This window comes from Caulobacter sp. GSs2 (assembly GCF_058680895.1).
In genome coordinates this window covers 2,814,293-2,831,756 of sequence record NZ_CM178725.1, presented here as the reverse complement: position 1 = coordinate 2,831,756, position 17,464 = coordinate 2,814,293, and the positions used below count along the sequence as shown (strand labels likewise).

Genomic DNA, 17,464 nt, shown 5'->3' with positions numbered 1-17,464 from the left:
ATGAAGAATCCGATCCGGGTGATCCCGCTTCTCGTTGCGCTCCTGGCCGGCATGGCAGGCGCGGCCGGCGCCTATGCCGGCGAGGCCCGGAAGGCAGGCCATGTGATCATCATCGGCGTGGACGCCCTGAGCCCCGACGGCGTGATGAAGGCCGATACACCCACCCTGCACGACATGATGAAGCGCGGCAGCTGGAGCATGCATGCCCGCGGCGTGCTGCCCACCACGAGCGGCGCCAACTGGGCGTCCATCATCGGTGGCGCCGGACCCGAGCAGCACGGGGTGACGAGCAACGACTGGCAAGTGGGCGAGTTCAACTTCCCCGCTTCGGTGACCGGTTCGGGGGGCTTCTTCCCATCCATCTTCCAGGTGCTCACAGATCAGAAGCCGGAATGGGAACTAGGCTCGATCTATCACTGGGACGGGTTCGGCAACCTCTATGACCACCGGTTCGTGGACTATGACGTCCACGGCAAGGATGAGGACGAAACCACGGCGCTGGCGGTCAACTACATCAAGACCAAGCAGCCCGAGTTCCTGTTTGTGCATTTGGATCATGTCGATCATGCCGGACATGCCCATGGCCATGGCACGCCGCTCTTTTACGAGGCCGTGGCCAAGGCCGACAAGCTGATCGACAAGATCCGCCAGGCCACGGTGGAGGCCGGCATCGCGGACGAGACGGTGATCCTGGTCACCTCCGACCATGGCGGCGTGGGCAAGGGGCACGGCGGCGAAAGTCTGGCTGAACTTGAAATTCCCTGGATTGCCTATGGCAAGGACATCAACCCGGGCCAGCTTGATTTGCCCATCAACACGTTCGACACCACCGCCACCGTCGCCTGGCTGCTGGGCGCCAAGATCCCCTTCGCCTGGCTAGGGCGCGCCGTGACGCCGATCCTGAAGGGCGAAAAGGCGCCCGAACAAGCCTATCGCTCCAGCAGTTTCTACGCCTCGCCGGTGATCGAACCGGCCAGCGACGGGAATGCGCCTGCAGGCGGGCTGTTCATCAACCGACCGGCGAAGATGACCATCCGCAACCCCAACGCCACTGGACAGGTCCGCTACACGCTGGACAGTTCGATCCCCACGGTCGGGTCCCCGCTTTACACGGGCCCGGTCGAGATCGCCCGCAACACGATCGTGCGGGCCACGCTGTTCGTTTCCGGCCAGGCCGCCAGCGTTCCCGCCACGGGCTACTTCCGCATCCTCGACCTGAAAGGCCCAGAGGCGCGCGGCGTGAACTACAAGGTCTATCTGCTGCCGGAAACGCCGGTGCGGCTGCCCGATTTCTCCCGGCTCGAGCCTGCAACCGCCGGCACATCCCATGAACTGACCATCGACGGCCTGACGCTCCCGCGAGGCGACAGCGTGGCCGTGGTCTTCGAAGGCTACCTCCACATCGCGGCCGCCGGCGCCTACAGTTTCGCCCTCGCCTCCGACGACGGCAGCAAGCTCTACATCGACGGCAAACAGGTGGTCGACAACGATGGCGACCACGGCGTGGTTACGGCGAACGGCAATATCGACCTGCAGCCTGGCAAGCATGCGATCAGGGTGGAATGGTTCAATGGCGGCGGCGGCGCCTGGCTGGGCGCGTACTTCGAGGGCCCAGGCATTCCTCGCCAGTTCATCGATCCAAACCTGCTGACGCCGCAGTAGGGAGGCGTTTGAGGCGGCATCTCCGCGTAGAACGGTATCTCGAGACCCCGAGATCGTCCGGGTCTTCGCCGATCCTTGCGATTTGCTTTGGAAACGGAGACCTCTAGGATTCCCCAGGTTCGCGACCCGCGCGGGCCAGGACGCCTGAGGCAGACACCGCCCAATGCAGAGGCTTGCGTGACCGACGAGATCAGCGCCGAGGACTGGCTGCAGCAGGCCGTCATCGCCAGCAACCAGGGCCTGCACCCCCAGGCGCGCGAGGCTTTCAGTCGCGCGCTGTCGATCGATCCGACGCTGGGCGAGGCGATGCTGGGCCTTGGCCTTTCACATATGGCGACGCGGGATTTCAGTGACGCCGTCATGCCTCTTCGTCAGGCGGCCGCGACGCCCGACGCGCCGGCGATCTGGCACGCCTGTCTGGCCCAGGGCCTCTACATGACCGGTGATTTCGCCGGGTGCGCGGAAGCCTTCGAACGCGCGGCCGCCCTGGAACCTCTGGCGACCAACGCCCGCCTGACCCATGCCCGAGCCCGCACCTTCGCCAGCATGATCCAGGGCTCTGTGGACGACGCCCTGGCCCGCTATCCCGCCCTGGCCGGCGATGAGGCCGAGGACATCGAGGTCATCGCCCGAGAGGCCTTTGCGATCCTCGGCGTCTTTGGACATGCCCCCGCAGCGGCGGCGGTCGGCGCCTGGCGGATGGCCCGAAGCCCGGACGATCAGATCCAGGCCTATCTGCTGCAGGCGGTCAGCGGGGCGGCGGTCGATCGTGCGCCGCCCGCCTATGTCGAGGCGCATTTCGACAGCTTCGCCGACAATTTCGACCACCAGCTGGTCGATCTGCTGAACTATCGCGCGCCCGAGCGGATGGCGCAGTTGATCGAAGATCATGCTGGCCAGTTCGCCGAGATCCTCGACCTGGGCTGCGGCACAGGACTGTCGGGCCCCGCCCTCGCGCGCTTTGGCGGTCGCCTGACCGGCGTTGATCTCTCCGGCGGCATGCTGGACAGGGCAAGGGCGCGCGGCGGTTATGACGTGCTGCTCCAGGCTGAGGCCGTCGCGTTCCTCGACCAGCACCCGGCCGCCTTCGACCTGATTTTCGCGGCCGACATGGTGATCTATTTCGGCGACCTGTCGGACCTGTTCCGGGCCGCCGCAAAGGCGCTGCGCCCGGGCGGCTTCTTCACCCTGAGCACCGAGGCGGGGGCGGAAGGCTGGACATTGCTGAGCTCGGGACGCTTCTCTCACGCAGACGCCTATGTCGCCCGGGCGGCGGGCCCAGACTTTGCGCTGCTGGATCAGGAAGCCATCGCCCTGCGCCACGAGGGCACGGCGCCCGTCAGGGGAACCCTGCACGTGTTCCAGCGATCCGCCTGACCCCTATGTCCGCCATCGCCCTGCCCCGTCCCCTCATCGCCCAGGCGCGCGACCTTCGCAATCGGGGCCAGGTCGAACCGGCCTGCCTTCGCTTCCACGAGAACCGCCGCTGTGCGCCAACACCGTCCTACGCCCAGGTCAGCGAGCCGCTGAACGACCGCTCGATCGGGCGGTGGCGGCAGTATCGCGAGCCGTTGGGGCCCCAAGTGGCGGCGCCAGCGGCCTTCCTGGGCCTGCAGGACGAGTGCGGCCGCATCGCCGTGGGCCAGGCCGCCGATCTGGTGCTGCTGGACGATGATCTGAGGGTTCGCGCGACCTGGATCGGCGGCGTCGCCAGCCTCTGACGAAAAAGGGGCGCCGGCTTTCGCCGACGCCCCCCGTTCTCCAGCCTAGGCTGAGGTCTAGAACTTGTACTTCACGCCCAGATAATACTGGCGACCGAAGTGCACATACTCTTCCGAGATCTGACGGGTCGAGTCGTCCACCTTGCTGTCGAACTGGTCGGTCAGGTTGATGCCTTCCAGTGTGATGGTGAAGTTCTTGAACTCGTAGCTGACCTGGCTGTCGACGTTCAGGGTCTTTTGCTTGATCCGGACGTCGTTGTTGTTGGTCGCCGAAGGGGCGACCTGGATCAGGTACGGGTCGCGATACGAAGCCGAGATGCGCGCCTTGAAGCCCGCCTTCTCGTAGTACAGCGTGCCGTTATAGGCTTCGGGCGACAGGTTCAGGAGCGGCTGGGTGATCAGCGTCGCCGGCGTCAGCTGCACCCGGGGGGTGCCGCCGAAGGTCGGGTTGGCGATCACGTACTCGATGTCGCTCTTGACGTGCGTGTAGTTCACGATGCCGCCAAAGCCGTCAAACGGCGCCGGCAGGAAGGTGAACGGACGCTGCAGGCTGATCTCGTAGCCCTTCAGCTTGCCGCCCTTGGTGTTCTGCTGCGAGGTCACCGTGAACAGCGTGTCCGGCGTGTTGCCGTTGGTCAGCAGGCTGGTGGGCAGACCCGTTTCCGAAAACGGCATCGCGACCGCCGTGGTCTGGATGAAGGACTTGATGTCCTTCTGGAACAGACCGATCGAGAACAGGGTTTCCCGGTCAGGATACCACTCGAAGCCCAGGTCGATGTTGTTGGACAACATCGGGTTCAGGTCCGGGTTGCCGCGCGTCAGGGTCTGGGCCGACTGGCTGTTGGCCGTGAAGCCCGGCGTCAGGTTCTGCAGCTGCGGACGCGTCATGACCTTGGCGGCCGCGAAGCGAACGAAGAAGTTCTCCAGCGGCTGGACCGAGACGTTCATCGACGGCAGCGTGTTGGTGTAGCTGCGTGACGTGGTCTGGATGCCATCGGTCGGGACCGTTTGCGACAGCGTGCCGACCGGCGTGACGGTCGAGACCGTGGTGCTGCCGGTGTTGAAGTGACCCAGGGCGTCCTGCTCGGTCTTCACCCAGCGAACGCCGACATTGCCGCGAACCGGGATCGAGCCGAAGTCGCGATCGAAGTCGCCTTGCAGATAGTAGGAGGTGTCGTTCTCGGCGATTTCCCGCAGCGCACCGAGCTGGTTGATCGAGCTCAGGCGGAAGTCGCCGTTGGCGTTGATGCAGTTGCAGTCATAGCCGATGGCGGCCTTCAGCTTGTCGAGGTCGGGCGCAATCCACGAGGTGGGCGTGCCGGCCGGCATGTCGAAACCACGGCCAAAGCCGGTGATCAGACGCGAGACGTCGGCGACGGTGACGCCGGCCGGCAGCGGGAACGCCGCTTCGGCCACAAAGCCCGTGCCGCCCGGAATCACGCGCGAGAAGATGCGCTTTTCCGAGGAATTGAAGCCGTACTCCTTGAAGGCCGCGCCGGTGCGAACCTTCAGCCAGTCCATGACCTGATAGTCAAAGTCGAAGCGGAGGGTCTTGAACGTATTGACCGCCTTGCTGGGTCGCAGGCGCAGCAGTGACGGGTCGCCCAGCGCCGAGCTGTTGCTGTACTGGTAGTTGGCCGGGTTGGTTGCGTCGAAGCCGTAGTTGAACGACGGACGACGCGGATCGGCCGAGTAGTCGTAGCTGTAGCCGTCGCTGTTGTAGCGGTCGAACGAGAAGGTCGTCTGGACCGGGTTGTTCTGGATCGAACGCGCCTGGCCGTAGGTGGCGACGAACTTGCCCTTGTCACCGATCTTGGTGTCGTAGGTCAGGACGTTCTGGAAGAACTCGGTGTTCAGGTCGTCATGGCGATACTCGACGCGGGCGTCGACGTCGTCGAACGTGCCCTTGATCAGGTGACCCTTGGCGTCGGCCGTGAAGTTGACGACGTCGGTCTGGGGCAGGCCCTGGCCGCTGCGGCTGAACGAGATGATTTCCAGATAGGTCTCGTCGCGGTCGTTGGTGAAGTCCGCGAACAGGGTGTCCAGGGTCAGGGTCGAGTTGTCGGTCGGACGCCATTGCAGCGAACCGGTCACGCCCAGACGCTTTTGATTGTACTCAAGCCGGCCGTAGCGCGGAATCCGCGGGTGCCAAAGGTTGTTGGCGGTGCCAGCGGCGGCGACGACGGTTGGCGAGGTGCCGCCGACGACAGTGCCGATCTGGCTGCAGGTCAGAGGCGGACCGCTGACGGGGTTATAGGCCGCGCCCGTGCAGGGGAAGGCGGTCGAAGAGTTGAAGCGAACGCTGGGGTTTTCCCAACGACCGGTCGAGGAGCCTTCTTCCAGCGTCTGGCGCTTGGCGTAGGCCACTGACAACAGGGCGCCGAACTTGCCGTCGTTCCAGGTGTTGGCGATCAGGAACGTGTAGCGCGGGTCGCTTTTGCGCGACAGGTCGTTCCAGCCGTACTTGGCTCCGGCGCTCATGGTGAACTTGTTGAAGTCGAACGGACGAGCCGCCTGCAGGTCGATGATCGCGCCCAGCGAGCCTTCTTCGTTCGACGCCGAGGTCGACTTGCGCACGGTGACGCTGTTGAAGAGTTCCGAGGCGAAGATGCTGAAGTCGAACTGACGGCTGCGGTTGGCGCCGCCGGAGCCGTCCTTGCCGCCCGTGGTGGCCAGGGCTTCCAGGCCGTTCAGGCGCACGACGGTGAAGTCGGCGTTCAGACCCCGCACGGTGATCGTGCGGCCTTCGCCGCCGTCGCGGTCGATCGACACGCCTGGGATGCGCTGCAGCGATTCCGCCAGGTTCAGATCGGGGAAGTCGGCGATGTCGGTCGCCTTGATGACGTCGATCATGTCGTTCTCGCGGCGCTTCGTATCGAGCGCGTTGGCGAGACTGGCGCGGAAGCCGGTGACGACGACTTCCTCGACCGCGCTATCGTCGGCCTGAGCCGGCGCGGTCTGGGCAGATGCGGCTCCAGCCATCGTGATGGCCAGCGCCAAGGCGCCCATGGAGACACCAAGCTTCAGGACGTCGAGGCGCCCCGCGGAAATCTTAGACATGTATCCTCCTCCCGTTCGACGGAAACGGCGCTGTTGCGCCGCCCGGCTTTGAACTGATCGCGCTTCCTTCCTGCGCGGCCAGTTCTAGGCCGTCTGTGTTTTTGACACCGGTGTCAGATGCAGACGGAGACCCGCCTGCGGCTTTGACACCGGTAGCAAAGAGCTAACAAACCGTCGTTATGACGACAAGGCGAGATTGTGTTTGATGACAGGAGAAGTCGCTCGCGTGGCTTTTCCAACACATCGCGGCGACACACAGAGGAGCGAGACAGGGGGAGCACGACCCGGCGAGCGACCTGAATCACGTGCCGATACGTGCACAGCGGCTCTCGGACCGAAAGTGCTATTCGTTTTTCGTTAGGCCATTTTCGCCTGCGCTGATGAAACCATCAGTTCGAAGACGACTTTAGGGCGCGAACGAGCGAATTGAATGCAAGTTTACCGCCGGTTTGGCATTCCAACTCAAGAACATGGAGCAGCCGACCGACCCTGTCATGGCGATCTTTGCTCTATAGCGCTTCCATCTAGCGATGGCTGACCTTGTGGAGACCCTCGATCATGGACTGACGATCGGCCGCCGGCAGCTGGCTTCCCACCGTGCGCAGCAGCCGCAGGGCGTGGAGGTGAACGTCGATGGCGTTCCAGCGCCAGGCGCCGGCCTCAGCGCAGCTGTCGGTGGTCGCGGCCAGGGAAACCGCCGCCTGATCCACGCCAGCATCGGAGACGAAGGTGCTGACGTCGATGATCCTCATGCTCAGAGCATAGAGGTCCTCAAAGCTCTCGGCGTTGCGGTCGACCGCTGAGGGGCCAAAGCGGCGCTCGATTTCGGCCAGGGTGTCGTCCAGAACGACCAGCGAAACCTCGCGCAGGCTTTCAACACCGGCTTCTGCAGCGATGATCGCGTCCTTGGCCATCAGGCCACCGCTGTCCTTGATCATCTTGGCCAGCCGGTTGGGCGGGCGGAATTTGCGAACGACGCTCATATCTGCACCTTCGCGACCTTCATCAGACTATTGATCTCATCCTGAGACATGTTGGCTTCTTGTGCATTGCCAACCTCGGCAGGCAGGTCATCCCGACGCCGACCTTCCATACCGATCGGCGGGCCTTCGTACTTGAAGCGTCGATCAGGCCCGACATAGCTGTCGCACTCGATAAACGCCCGTTCTTCTCGCGCCACCCAGAAGATGCGCTCCAGGAGCACCTTGGGGGTGATCGGCTTGGCGACCGTGAAATTGGCCCCTGCGTCACGGGTGCGAAAGATGTCCGTGGTGCGGGTGTGCCCGGTGACCAGAATCACCGGAACGTAGCGATTGGTCTCCGGCGCGTCGCGGCGCAGCCAGTTGATGAACTCGATCCCGTCGACGTCCGGGATCTGAACGTCGCTGATGATCAGGTCAAAGGTCTTTGTCCCGACCAGCGACTGAGCGTCCTTGACCGTCTCGGCGCGGTGCAGTTGCTTGACCCCGAATCCGGAAACCACCTGCGACAGGATATCGAGCGAAGTCCCGTTGTCATCGAGCACGAGAACCGTGGCGCGCTCCAGATTGATACGGGTCGAAGACTTTAGGGCGTCCATGGACGAAGCCTAGAAGAAGTCGAGTTCACCCGCCTCGACGTCCCAGGCCGTCGGCTCGCCGACAGCGCGCAAGCGCACCACCAGATCCGCCAGGCCAAGGCCTTCGAGGAGGGGTTCGATCGACATGCTCCACTCGCCGGACGCGTGCTCGCCGATGCGCTGCAACACGTCTGACAGGCCGTGCAGGCGCTGACTCAGCTCGTCCAGCGCCTGGAGCCGGGAGATGCTTTCCAGCGCCGCCCCGCCCTTGGCCAGGTCGCCGGCAATATGCTCGCAATCCCGACACACCGCAGCAGCCGACATCAGCTCGGCCGCGAGACGGCGCGAGAGTTCGCCCACCGGAGTCAGGGCCTCCGGCGTGGCGATTGGGGATGTCGAGAGCTGGGTGGCGGTCATGCGGGTCAGAAAAGCTCCAGATCGCCGCCGGAATCGACCGGCATGGGTGCAGGCGTAGGACGCCGGACATCCTGCGGCGCGTTGTCGACCGCCACCAGGCGCTGACGGACACGGCCGGAGGCGGGCCAGAATTCCACACGACGGGCCGAAACGCCGCCGGTGCTTGAAGAGACGATTGGAATCCCTTCGTCACGCAGGAAGCGCTCGGCAAAGCTGGCGTTGCTGGCGCCGACGTCAGACAGGCCCTCGAACAGCTTGCCGCCGCCGAAGATCTTGGCCTCCATCCGCTCGCGACGCGCGCCCCGCTTCAGCAGGCCGTTGATCAGCATCTCCATGGCGTAGGCGCCATAGCGGACGGCGTCGCCGTCCTTGCGACCGTCGCCTGAGTCAGGAAGCAGGAAGTGGTTCATGCCGCCAATGCCGGCCTGCGGATCGCGGATACAGGCGGCGATGCACGAACCGAGCACCGTGGTCATCACCACGTTGGGGTCGGACGACACATGGCTCTCGCCCTGCGTGACGTGAACCTTGACCGAGCGTTCCAGATCGTCGGGTTGTCCAAATGTCATGTGAGCTGACCGAAGACCTGTTCGATCTTCTCCTTGAGGCCCTGAACGGTGAATGGCTTGACGCAGTAGTTGTTGACGCCGAACTGCACGGCCCGCTGCACAAGCTCGCGGTCGGCCCGGCCGGTCAGCATGACGAAAGCCGTCTGCCGGATCGGCGGATGCGAGCGCACGGCGCGCAGGAGGGCCAGCCCGTCCATCTTGGGCATGTTGAAGTCGGAGATCACCAGATTTGCTGGCTTGGAAAGGAGGTTTTTCAGAGCCTCCTCGCCATCCGGCGCCTCACGGATGTCCTTGAACCCGATCTGCTGCAACGCATTGCGGATCAAGGCCCGCATGGTCAGCTGATCATCGACAACGAGAACGGAAATGGTGCTTGCTTGGGGCATGGGTTCATCGCCTCGCGGAGGCCAGATCGAGGATAGATTGACCCATGGAGGACAGGGAAACCTGCTTCTCCACGGCGCCGATTTCAAAGGCCGCGCGGGGCATGCCGTAAACGACACAGCTCTGCTCGTCCTGTCCGAGGGTCTTGGCACGGGCTTTACGCATGGCCAAAAGGCCCTGCGCGCCGTCACGCCCCATGCCGGTCAGGATCGCCCCGACCGCTTTGTCGCCGACCGCATTGGCCACCGAGTTGAAGAGAACGTCCACCGACGGACGGTGACCGCTCACCGGGTCGCCCGCGACCAGGCGGCAGCGCAGCCCGGCCGAACGAACGACCTCCAGGTGCGTCGCCCCGCCCGGGGCGACATAGACCTTGCCGGGCTCCAGCAGAGCGCCGTCCGTGGCTTCCTGCACCTTGGCCCCGCTGGCGCGGTCGAGGCGCGCGGCGAAGCTGGCGGTAAAGGTCGCCGGCATGTGTTGAGTGATGACCGTCGGCGGGCAGGTGTCCGGGAACATCGTCAGGATCGCCAGCAGCGCCTCGACGCCGCCGGTCGAAGAGCCGATGGCCACGATGTCGCCCGAGGGCATGTAGCTCTTGGTCCGGGCCGCGGCCGGGGCGGTGTCGGCCTTGGTCCGCACCGAGGCGCGGGCCGCGATCTTCACCTTGACCACGATCTCGTTGAGCGCGTCCTGGGTGCCCAGGGCGTCGGCGGGCTTGGCCACGCAGTCGATGGCGCCCAGTTCCAAGGCTCGCAGCGTCATCTCGGCGCCGGCCTGGGTCAGGGTCGAGACCATGACCACCGGCATCGGCCGCAGGCGCATGATCTTCTCGAGAAACTCGATGCCGTTCATGTTCGGCATCTCGATGTCGAGGGTGACGACGTCGGGATTGAGGGCCTTGATCATGCCCCGGGCCTCGAACGGGTCGCCGGCGGCGCCGCAGACCTCGATATCCGGATCGCGATTGAGGGCAGCGGTGATCAGGCTCCGCATGGTGGCGGAGTCGTCAACGACGAGAACGCGAATCTTGGCCATCAGCGACCTCCCACCTTGCGATAAGCTGTCAGGCCCGCGCTTTCAAAGGCCGTGATCGAGGTCCCTACCCGTTCTGAGTGGCCGACATACAGCTTGCCGCCGGGGGCGACCAAAGGCGCGAAGCGGTTCCAGACGCGCTCCTGGGTCGGCTCGTCGAAATAGATCACGACGTTGCGGCAGAAGATGGCGTCAAACGGACCCTTCATCGGCCAGCTGGGGCCGTTGAGGTTCAGCTCGCGGAAGGCCACCAGGCTGCGCGCGGCTTCACAGACGCGGAAGGCGCGGCGATCGCTCGTGTCGCGCTCGAAATACTGGTTGCGGGCGTGAGCCGGAATGCCTTCCAGCAGACTCTCGTCATAGACGGCGGCGCGACCGGTCGCGAGCACGTTGGTGTCGATGTCCGTGCCCAGGATCCGGATATCCAGGTCGGCGGCGTTGGGCCAAACCGACAGGACCGTGAAGGCCATCGAATAGGGCTCCTGGCCCGACGAGCTGGCCGCCGACCAGAGGCGCAGACGGCCGCCGGCGCGGACCTTGTCGACCATCGGCTCCAGAATGTTGGCGCGCAGATCGTCGAAATGGTGCGGCTCCCGGAAGAAGCGGGTGACGTTGGTCGTCAGGGCCCGCAGCATTTCCTGCTGCTCGTCGACACTGCTCTCCAGCGCCACGAAGGCGCAGTATTCGGTGAAGGTCTTCATGCCCAGCGAACGCAGCCGCTTGGCCAGACGCGAATAGACCAGGGTCGCCTTGGTTTCGGGCAGGCTGATACCAGCCTGCGCGTAGAGCAGCGCCGCAATCTTCTTGAAGTCTTGGTTTGTGAACGCGAACTCGCCATCGACAATGGCTTCGCGACGTTCTGTCATTGAGGCTGAGGTCATCAGGCGGCCAGGGCCTCTCGTTCTGGGAGGATACGGTCGAGCGAGATCTCGCTGATCATGCGCTCTTCGATCGAAATGATGCCGCGGACGAAGCTGCGAACCGTCTCGCAGGCCACATCCGGGGTAGCTTGAACCATGTCGTCATTGATCGACAGGATGTCCGACACCGCATCGACCAGAAGGCCAACCGTGCGGTCGCCGGCCTGGACAACGATAAACACGCTGCGAACCGTCGGCTCGACCATCGGCATGCCGAGGCGCGCCGCCAGGTCCATGATCGGCAGGACCGCGCCCCGCAGATTGATCACGCCGCGCATATAGCCGGGCGTCTGGGGCAGAGCGGTGGCGGGGCTCCAGCCCCGGATCTCGCGCACGGCCATGATGTTCACGCAATACTCCTGATCGCCGACCCGGAAGGAGATCAGTTCACGGCGCTCAGTACTCGCGACGGCAGTTGGGTCGATCATGACTTACTCCGCTGCAATTAAAGTGGGTTCGACGGGGCGGGGCGTTTCCCGGCGGCGAAGATTGATCACCGCATCGACGTCCAGGATGAGGGCCACGCGGCCATCGCCCAGGATCGTCGCGGCGGCGACGCCTTCGACCTGCTGGTAGTTCTGCTCCAGCGACTTGATGACAACCTGGCGCTGGCCGTGGATGGCGTCGGCGACCAGAGCGGCGCGCGAGCCGTCCTCGCCCTCGACCAGCAGCACCACGCCTTCGGTCGGCGACGGCGAGGTGGTGCGATAGCCCAGGGTCAGGCCGACATCGATCAGCGGCACGAAGCTGTCGCGGACCGCCAGCACCGAGCCGACGGGACCCAGCGGGCGAACTTCCTCGGCCTTGGGACGCAGGCTTTCGACGATGGCAGCCAGCGGCACGACCAGGGTCTCGCCGGCCACGTCGACCACCATGCCGTCGAGCACGGCCAGGGTCAGCGGCAGGCTGAGCGTGAAGGTCGAGCCCAGACCGGGGCGCGAGGCGATCGAGATGCGGCCGCCCAGGGCCTGGACGCTCCGGCGCACCACGTCCATGCCGACGCCGCGGCCCGACACGTCCGAGATCTTGTCGGCGGTCGAGAAGCCCGGAAGGAAGATCAGATTGTCGATCTCCTCGTCGGTTAGCTGCAGGTCGGGCGCAATCAGGCCCTTCTTGACGGCGATCGAGAAGACCCGTTCGCGATTGATGCCCTTGCCGTCGTCCTGGACCTCGATGACGATCCGGCCGCTGCGGTGCAGGGCCGCCAGGCGCACGACGCCTTCGGGATTCTTGCCGGCCGCCTTGCGCTCCTCGGGGCTTTCCAGCCCGTGGTCGATGGCATTGCGCAGCATGTGGGTGATCGGGTCGGCCAGCCGTTCGATGACCGTCTTGTCGACCTCGGTGTTTTCACCGTCCATGACCAGACGGGCCTGCTTGCCGGTCATGTTGGCGACTTCGCGAACCAGGCGCGGCATGCGCTGGAACACCGACTTCACCGGCTGGGCGCGGATCGCCATCACGCTGTCCTGGATCTGGCGGGTGAGCTGCTCCAGCTCATCCAGACCCATGGCCAGGCTGGAGGACGGCGCGATGCCGTACTCGCCAACGCGCTGGGCCAGCATCGCCTGATTGATGACCAGCTCGCCGACCAGATCGATCAGGCTGTCGATGCGCTCGGGATCCACGCGGATGACCGACTGGCCCGGACCGGGGACGTCGACCTGCGTGGCCTTGGTCGGGGCGGCGGCGGGCGTCGCGGCGCGCGCGGCGACCGGGGCAGGTGCGGCGGGCGGTGGCGGCGCTTCCACGACGGCGGGCGCGATTTCGGCGACCTCGGGGGCGACCGACGGGGCGATCTCGGCAGCGACCGGCTCGGCGGCCGGCGACTCGATGGCGCTCAGCAGGTTGGCCAGGGCAGCCTCGACCGGCGCCTCGCCGCGAACGATTTCAAGATCGCAGTCGCCGTCGACGAATTCGAAGACCTCGCGGATGGCGTCTTCGCCGTCATCGGTCTCGACGCGCACGCTCCAGGTGACATAGGCGGCCTCGGCGTCGAGGAACTCCAGGGTCGGCAGGGCGCTGTCGTCCATGGTCGCGACGATCGGGCCAAGGCGGCTCAACTCGCGCAGCAGCAGGGCCGTTTCATTGGCCTTGCGATAGAGGTCCGACTTGGGACGGATCGACACCGTCCAGACATTGATGGGGATCAGTTCGGCGTCGGCCGCCTGCGCGTCGACCGAGATCGTCATCGGCTGGAAGTCGAAGCCGAGATCGTCGTCGTCCAGATCATCCGACGCAGCGACAGGCGTGGGCACGGGCGCGGCTTCAGCGGCCTCGGCCACGGGAGCCGATGCGACCGGGGCGGCCGAGGGATCGGTCCAGGCCTTCAGCTCAGCGGCCATGGCGGCCGAGGCCGCCATGTCGACATCGCCCATGCCCCGCGCGGCGCTTACATGGTCGGCCAGAACGTCGGAGGCGCGCAGCATGACGGCGGCCAGATCGACGGTGTTGGGAACCTCATTGGACCGAACAGCGTCCAGCAAGGTCTCGAACACGTGGGCGAAACGGACCAACGGCTCGAGGCCGAAGGCGCCCGCGCCACCCTTGATCGAATGCACGGCCCGGAAGACGGCGTTGACAGTCTCGCTGTCGCCGACACCCTCCTGCATGGCCAGGAGCCCGCCTTCGAGGTCGGCGAGCAGTTCCTCGCATTCCTGAAAGAAGGTGACCTTGATGGCCTCTAGCTCGTCCATTCCCGCAATTCCTTAGAGTTCTAGACGTCGAAGTCGGTGAAGGATCAGGCCGCGACGCGGCGAATGGCTTCAACCAGCTTTTCAGGATTGAACGGCTTGACGATCCAACCCGTCGCGCCGGCTTCGCGAGCCCGCTGCTTCTTGGTGGGATCGCTTTCCGTGGTCAGCACCAGGATCGGGATGGCGCGATAGTCATCATCGACGCGAACCGCCTCGATGAAACCAAAGCCATCCAGCTTGGGCATGTTGATGTCGGTGATGATGACGTCCGGACGATGGGCGGAAAGCACTTCCAGCCCATGTTCGCCGTCAACGGCCTCGACCACATTAAAGCCCGCGCCGACCAGGGCCATGCGCAGCATGTCCCTCATCGTGCGGGAATCGTCGACCGTTAGAATCGTGCGCGTCACGATTGGACTCCATGGATGTCCGCCGAAAGGAGCGCCCCATCGGCGCCGAAAAGACGGGTGGTTTCTACAAAGGCCTCCGAAGGCCCCGTAATCGAAAAGGGTTTGCCGTCAGCGGCCCAGGCCTTGCTGGCCGCGAGCAGAATCTGGAGACACAGGCCGCCGAGGCGACGGACCTGACCGGCCTCGATTTCAAGCGCCTCGCCACGGTGCGCCAGGAAGGCGGACTTCAGCGGGCCGGCGGCCTTGAGATCGAGTGTTTCAGGCAGCGCGAGTGCGGCCATCAGAATTCCTCCCATCCGGCGGACGCTGGAGCGGCCGCGGTAGCTGCGCCGCCACGAGCGGGCCGGGCGAAGGCGCCCAGACGGGCCCTTTGCTCGGCGACCGGGTTGCGGGCCGGTGCGTGTTGAGCCGAATCGGCGGCCGCCGGGCGACCGTAGGCGGCCTGGCCGCCACCGACCCGGAAACGGGCCATCAGTCGGACCAGCTCGGCGGTTTCGCCCTTCAGCGAGTGCGTCGCGGCGGTCGATTCCTCGACCATGGCGGCGTTCTGCTGAGTGACCTGATCCATCTGGTTCACGGCCGTGTTCACTTCGTTCAGTCCGGTGGCCTGTTCGGCGGCGGAGGCCGCGATCTCGGTCACCAGGGCGTCGATCTCGCCAACCTTCACGACGATGCGTTGCAGCGCCTCGCCCGTCTGACCGACCAGGCTCACGCCCTGGCTGACCTGCTGGGTCGAGGACGAGATCAGGGTCTTGATCTCCTTGGCGGCCTCGGCCGAGCGCTGGGCCAGGGCCCGGACTTCCTGAGCCACGACGGCGAAGCCGCGACCCGCTTCACCCGCGCGGGCAGCCTCGACCCCGGCGTTCAGGGCCAGAAGGTTGGTCTGGAACGCGATCTCGTCGATCACGCCGATGATCTGGCTGATCTGCTTGGAGGAGCTTTCGATCTCGCCCATGGCCGACACTGCTTGATGCACGACCTGGCCGGAATGCGTCGCTTCGCCACGGGTGGTCGAAACAACGTCCGAGGCCTGACGAGCGCCGGCCGCCGTGCGGCGCACCGTGGCGGTCAGTTCGTCCAGGGCGGCGGCGGTTTCTTCCAGCGAGGCGGCCTGTTGTTCGGTGCGACGCGACAGGTCGTCAGAAGCATGGGCGATCTCGTCGGCGCCGGTGCTCAGGCCGTCTGTCGAGGCGGCGATGACCTTCATCGTCTCCTGCAGCGAGGCCATGGCGCCGTTGAAGTCGTCCTTCAGCTTGGCGTATTCCCCGGGGAAGTTTGCATTGACGCGGAAGGTCAGGTCGCCCGAGGCCAGCTTTTCGAGGCCTTCGGCCAGGCTGGTCACCACCAGGGCGCTATCGCGAGCGGCGGCGGCGGCGGCCTCTTCCTTCGAGCGACGCTCGTCGGCGGTCAGGGCCGCAGTTTTTTCCTGCTCGGACCGCATTTGTTCAAGGTGCAGCTGATTATCGCGGAAAATCTTCAAGGAGCGGACAATCGCGCCCAGCTCGTCCAGGCGAGTCATCTTCTCAAGATCAATGCTGTTGTCGCCCTTTGACAGGCGCTCGGTCGCGCCGGCGATGTCGGCGATCGACTTGCGGACATTCATGACCGTCAGGAAGGCGATCGCGCCCACCGCGCCAAGGGTGATCAGCGACAGGATAATGGTGGCGCTCATGGCCGCAGTCGCTTCGGCCTTGTGCTGGTCGGCCGTCTGGGTGGCGCGGGCGCCGGCGTCATCGACCACCTTCTGCAGCTGGGCCGCCATCTTGACGTACTGGTCTTCGAAGCTGCCGGCGAAGCTCATGGCCATGCCCGTATCGACGTCGATCATGCCGCTGACCGTGTCGACGGCGCTGCGGCATTCGGCCAGGGCCTTGACGAGGGCCTCGATCTTCGGCCGCTCCGAGGCGGGCAGGCGGCTCGAAAGCGCCTTCATGTCCTTGCCCAGGGTGTCAAATTCGGCGAGCAACTCAATGATGCGCGGCCCGGCCGAAGGGGCCATCGGATCGGCCTTCGACGCCAGGATTTGATAGAGCGTGCCGTGAGCGTCGGTGATCCGACGCGACAGCGACTGAATATCGCTGTTGATGCGCATGTCCTGCTCGACCACCTGCCGCAGAGCCTCGGTCTGGCTGCGTTGCACGACGACGGCGCCGCCGGCCATCAGGGCCAGCATCAACAGTGCGAAAGCCGGCGCGAAGCCGATCTTGATGATCAGTGGTAGGTCGACAAGCCTAAAGCGCTTCATTTCCAGGTCCCCTTCATGCGGCGGTTCCGTGCCCACGGATCACCAGCAAGCCAGGGGGATCATCACTATAGATTCCTAACAGACTCTGACCTTGGTTAAGAGAAACTGGAAGTCGGGGGGGGCGGCGCTGCCTTGAGGGACAATTGGTCGCAGGTGAATCTATAAAGACAGCGCCCAAGGGCCGCTTGACAGGTAAAATTCGAAGTAAGGTTACCACGAAGTAAATTTAGAATATTCCGGGTCGACTCAGAATATTTTAACTCGCAGCTGCGACAAAAGGCATGCGTCCGGTTGGCGCGTCGTCCACAGGACGGTATTCATTACTAGGAGCAGCGGGATGAAATATCCGATCGCTTTTGCCGCGGGAATCGCTGGCAGCTTGTTCATCGCTCAAGCCGCCTCGGCGGCTGGCGGATTTGAAGACCAAATGAGCCGTTGCCTGCAACAGTTCGCCAATACCCGGGATGCCGCCCAGGTGATGCTGGAATGCACCGCTGACGCTGGCAAGCTCTCGGAATGCAAGGTCGTTGACAACAGCGCGACCGGCAAGGGCTTCGACAAGGCCGCCATGTGCATCGCTGAAAAGCTGCCGATGGGCGCCAAGACCGGCACCGTGAAGGTCCCGTTCCGCTTCCCGGGCGGCGCGTAAACTTCCAGCTCCTGACTTACGGGGCTCAAAACGCCTCCGCCGACCAGACCGAAGCGTTCCAATGGATCGCTTCGCGTCTGTTTGGCGGGGGCGTTTTGCCGTGTGCGACAGCCGACAGGAAAAAGCGGACACCCGTCAGGGCGT

Annotated in this window: 17 protein-coding genes; 4 read left to right on the top strand and 13 right to left on the bottom strand. The window is 64.8% G+C overall.

The genetic code is table 11. The annotated features are described in order from the left end of the window. From ACW17Z_RS13815 to ACW17Z_RS13805, 3 genes are all read left to right on the top strand, one after another. Positions 1–1,662 carry an alkaline phosphatase family protein gene (locus ACW17Z_RS13815; protein WP_492056413.1) on the top strand — a complete coding sequence of 554 codons (1,662 nt, stop codon included), beginning with the start codon at positions 1–3 and terminating at the stop codon, positions 1,660–1,662. A 177-nt stretch (positions 1,663–1,839) separates the two neighbouring features. After that, on the top strand, positions 1,840–3,039 hold the full coding sequence (locus ACW17Z_RS13810; RefSeq protein ID WP_419318844.1) for a class I SAM-dependent methyltransferase: 1,200 nt from the start codon (positions 1,840–1,842) through the stop codon (positions 3,037–3,039). Between the two features lie 5 nt (positions 3,040–3,044). Next, positions 3,045–3,383 (top strand): hypothetical protein, encoded by a 339-nt coding sequence (locus tag ACW17Z_RS13805; RefSeq protein ID WP_492056411.1) that lies wholly within the window; start codon positions 3,045–3,047, stop codon positions 3,381–3,383. 57 nt (positions 3,384–3,440) lie between these two features. On the opposite strand, the gene ACW17Z_RS13800 is transcribed toward ACW17Z_RS13805, so the two are convergent. The 13 genes from ACW17Z_RS13800 to ACW17Z_RS13740 all read right to left on the bottom strand — a co-directional run bounded on the left by ACW17Z_RS13800 (position 3,441) and on the right by ACW17Z_RS13740 (position 16,671). Then, positions 3,441–6,443, bottom strand: a complete 3,003-nt coding sequence (locus ACW17Z_RS13800) for a TonB-dependent receptor (RefSeq protein WP_492056410.1) — start codon at positions 6,441–6,443, stop codon at positions 3,441–3,443. A 524-nt stretch (positions 6,444–6,967) separates the two neighbouring features. After that, the gene (locus tag ACW17Z_RS13795) at positions 6,968–7,426 is read right to left on the bottom strand and encodes a chemotaxis protein CheE (RefSeq protein ID WP_419318848.1); all 459 of its coding nucleotides are present in this window, start codon (positions 7,424–7,426) and stop codon (positions 6,968–6,970) included. Continuing rightward, positions 7,423–8,022, bottom strand: a complete 600-nt coding sequence (locus ACW17Z_RS13790; protein WP_419318849.1) for a response regulator — start codon at positions 8,020–8,022, stop codon at positions 7,423–7,425. Before ACW17Z_RS13790 ends, ACW17Z_RS13795 begins: the two co-directional genes overlap by 4 nt. Before the next feature lie 9 nt (positions 8,023–8,031). Then, the gene (locus ACW17Z_RS13785) at positions 8,032–8,418 is read right to left on the bottom strand and encodes a DUF8776 family protein (RefSeq protein ID WP_419318850.1); all 387 of its coding nucleotides are present in this window, start codon (positions 8,416–8,418) and stop codon (positions 8,032–8,034) included. A 5-nt stretch (positions 8,419–8,423) separates the two neighbouring features. Next, positions 8,424–8,987: a chemotaxis protein CheD gene (locus ACW17Z_RS13780; protein ID WP_419318851.1), complete on the bottom strand. Its 564-nt coding sequence runs from the start codon at positions 8,985–8,987 to the stop codon at positions 8,424–8,426. Next, positions 8,984–9,373: a response regulator gene (locus ACW17Z_RS13775; protein ID WP_419252927.1), complete on the bottom strand. Its 390-nt coding sequence runs from the start codon at positions 9,371–9,373 to the stop codon at positions 8,984–8,986. Before ACW17Z_RS13775 ends, ACW17Z_RS13780 begins: the two co-directional genes overlap by 4 nt. Positions 9,374–9,377: 4 nt before the next feature. After that, complete coding sequence (locus ACW17Z_RS13770) at positions 9,378–10,406, bottom strand: protein-glutamate methylesterase/protein-glutamine glutaminase (RefSeq protein ID WP_419318852.1); 1,029 nt, start codon at positions 10,404–10,406, stop codon at positions 9,378–9,380. After that, complete coding sequence (locus tag ACW17Z_RS13765; protein WP_492056407.1) at positions 10,406–11,284, bottom strand: CheR family methyltransferase; 879 nt, start codon at positions 11,282–11,284, stop codon at positions 10,406–10,408. Before ACW17Z_RS13765 ends, ACW17Z_RS13770 begins: the two co-directional genes overlap by 1 nt. Beyond that, a complete protein-coding gene (locus tag ACW17Z_RS13760) occupies positions 11,284–11,751 on the bottom strand; it encodes a chemotaxis protein CheW (RefSeq protein WP_419318854.1) in 468 nt (155 codons plus the stop codon). Before ACW17Z_RS13760 ends, ACW17Z_RS13765 begins: the two co-directional genes overlap by 1 nt. 3 nt (positions 11,752–11,754) lie before the next feature. Next, complete coding sequence (locus ACW17Z_RS13755; RefSeq protein ID WP_492056406.1) at positions 11,755–14,016, bottom strand: chemotaxis protein CheA; 2,262 nt, start codon at positions 14,014–14,016, stop codon at positions 11,755–11,757. Positions 14,017–14,060: 44 nt separating this feature from the next. After that, the gene (locus tag ACW17Z_RS13750; protein WP_419318856.1) at positions 14,061–14,426 is read right to left on the bottom strand and encodes a response regulator; all 366 of its coding nucleotides are present in this window, start codon (positions 14,424–14,426) and stop codon (positions 14,061–14,063) included. Continuing rightward, complete coding sequence (locus tag ACW17Z_RS13745; protein ID WP_419321499.1) at positions 14,423–14,710, bottom strand: STAS domain-containing protein; 288 nt, start codon at positions 14,708–14,710, stop codon at positions 14,423–14,425. The genes ACW17Z_RS13750 and ACW17Z_RS13745 overlap by 4 nt, the downstream gene beginning before the upstream one ends. Next, positions 14,707–16,671, bottom strand: coding sequence for a methyl-accepting chemotaxis protein (locus ACW17Z_RS13740; protein ID WP_492056405.1), 1,965 nt, complete (start codon positions 16,669–16,671; stop codon positions 14,707–14,709). Before ACW17Z_RS13740 ends, ACW17Z_RS13745 begins: the two co-directional genes overlap by 4 nt. A gap of 337 nt (positions 16,672–17,008) precedes the next feature. On the opposite strand from ACW17Z_RS13740, the gene ACW17Z_RS13735 reads away from it, so the two are divergent. Continuing rightward, complete coding sequence (locus tag ACW17Z_RS13735) at positions 17,009–17,320, top strand: energy transducer TonB (RefSeq protein ID WP_419318858.1); 312 nt, start codon at positions 17,009–17,011, stop codon at positions 17,318–17,320. The last annotated feature ends 144 nt before the right edge of the window (positions 17,321–17,464 follow it).

Coding starts and splice junctions, on each gene's coding strand:
- ACW17Z_RS13815 (WP_492056413.1), top strand. CDS start 1: ATGAAGAATCCGATCCGGGTGATCCCGCTTCTCGTTGCGCTCCTGGCC.
- ACW17Z_RS13805 (WP_492056411.1), top strand. CDS start 3,045: ATGTCCGCCATCGCCCTGCCCCGTCCCCTCATCGCCCAGGCGCGCGAC.
- ACW17Z_RS13800 (WP_492056410.1), bottom strand. CDS start 6,443: ATGTCTAAGATTTCCGCGGGGCGCCTCGACGTCCTGAAGCTTGGTGTC.
- ACW17Z_RS13795 (WP_419318848.1), bottom strand. CDS start 7,426: ATGAGCGTCGTTCGCAAATTCCGCCCGCCCAACCGGCTGGCCAAGATG.
- ACW17Z_RS13790 (WP_419318849.1), bottom strand. CDS start 8,022: ATGGACGCCCTAAAGTCTTCGACCCGTATCAATCTGGAGCGCGCCACG.
- ACW17Z_RS13785 (WP_419318850.1), bottom strand. CDS start 8,418: ATGACCGCCACCCAGCTCTCGACATCCCCAATCGCCACGCCGGAGGCC.
- ACW17Z_RS13780 (WP_419318851.1), bottom strand. CDS start 8,987: ATGACATTTGGACAACCCGACGATCTGGAACGCTCGGTCAAGGTTCAC.
- ACW17Z_RS13775 (WP_419252927.1), bottom strand. CDS start 9,373: ATGCCCCAAGCAAGCACCATTTCCGTTCTCGTTGTCGATGATCAGCTG.
- ACW17Z_RS13770 (WP_419318852.1), bottom strand. CDS start 10,406: ATGGCCAAGATTCGCGTTCTCGTCGTTGACGACTCCGCCACCATGCGG.
- ACW17Z_RS13765 (WP_492056407.1), bottom strand. CDS start 11,284: ATGACCTCAGCCTCAATGACAGAACGTCGCGAAGCCATTGTCGATGGC.
- ACW17Z_RS13760 (WP_419318854.1), bottom strand. CDS start 11,751: ATGATCGACCCAACTGCCGTCGCGAGTACTGAGCGCCGTGAACTGATC.
- ACW17Z_RS13755 (WP_492056406.1), bottom strand. CDS start 14,016: ATGGACGAGCTAGAGGCCATCAAGGTCACCTTCTTTCAGGAATGCGAG.
- ACW17Z_RS13740 (WP_492056405.1), bottom strand. CDS start 16,671: ATGAAGCGCTTTAGGCTTGTCGACCTACCACTGATCATCAAGATCGGC.
- ACW17Z_RS13735 (WP_419318858.1), top strand. CDS start 17,009: ATGAAATATCCGATCGCTTTTGCCGCGGGAATCGCTGGCAGCTTGTTC.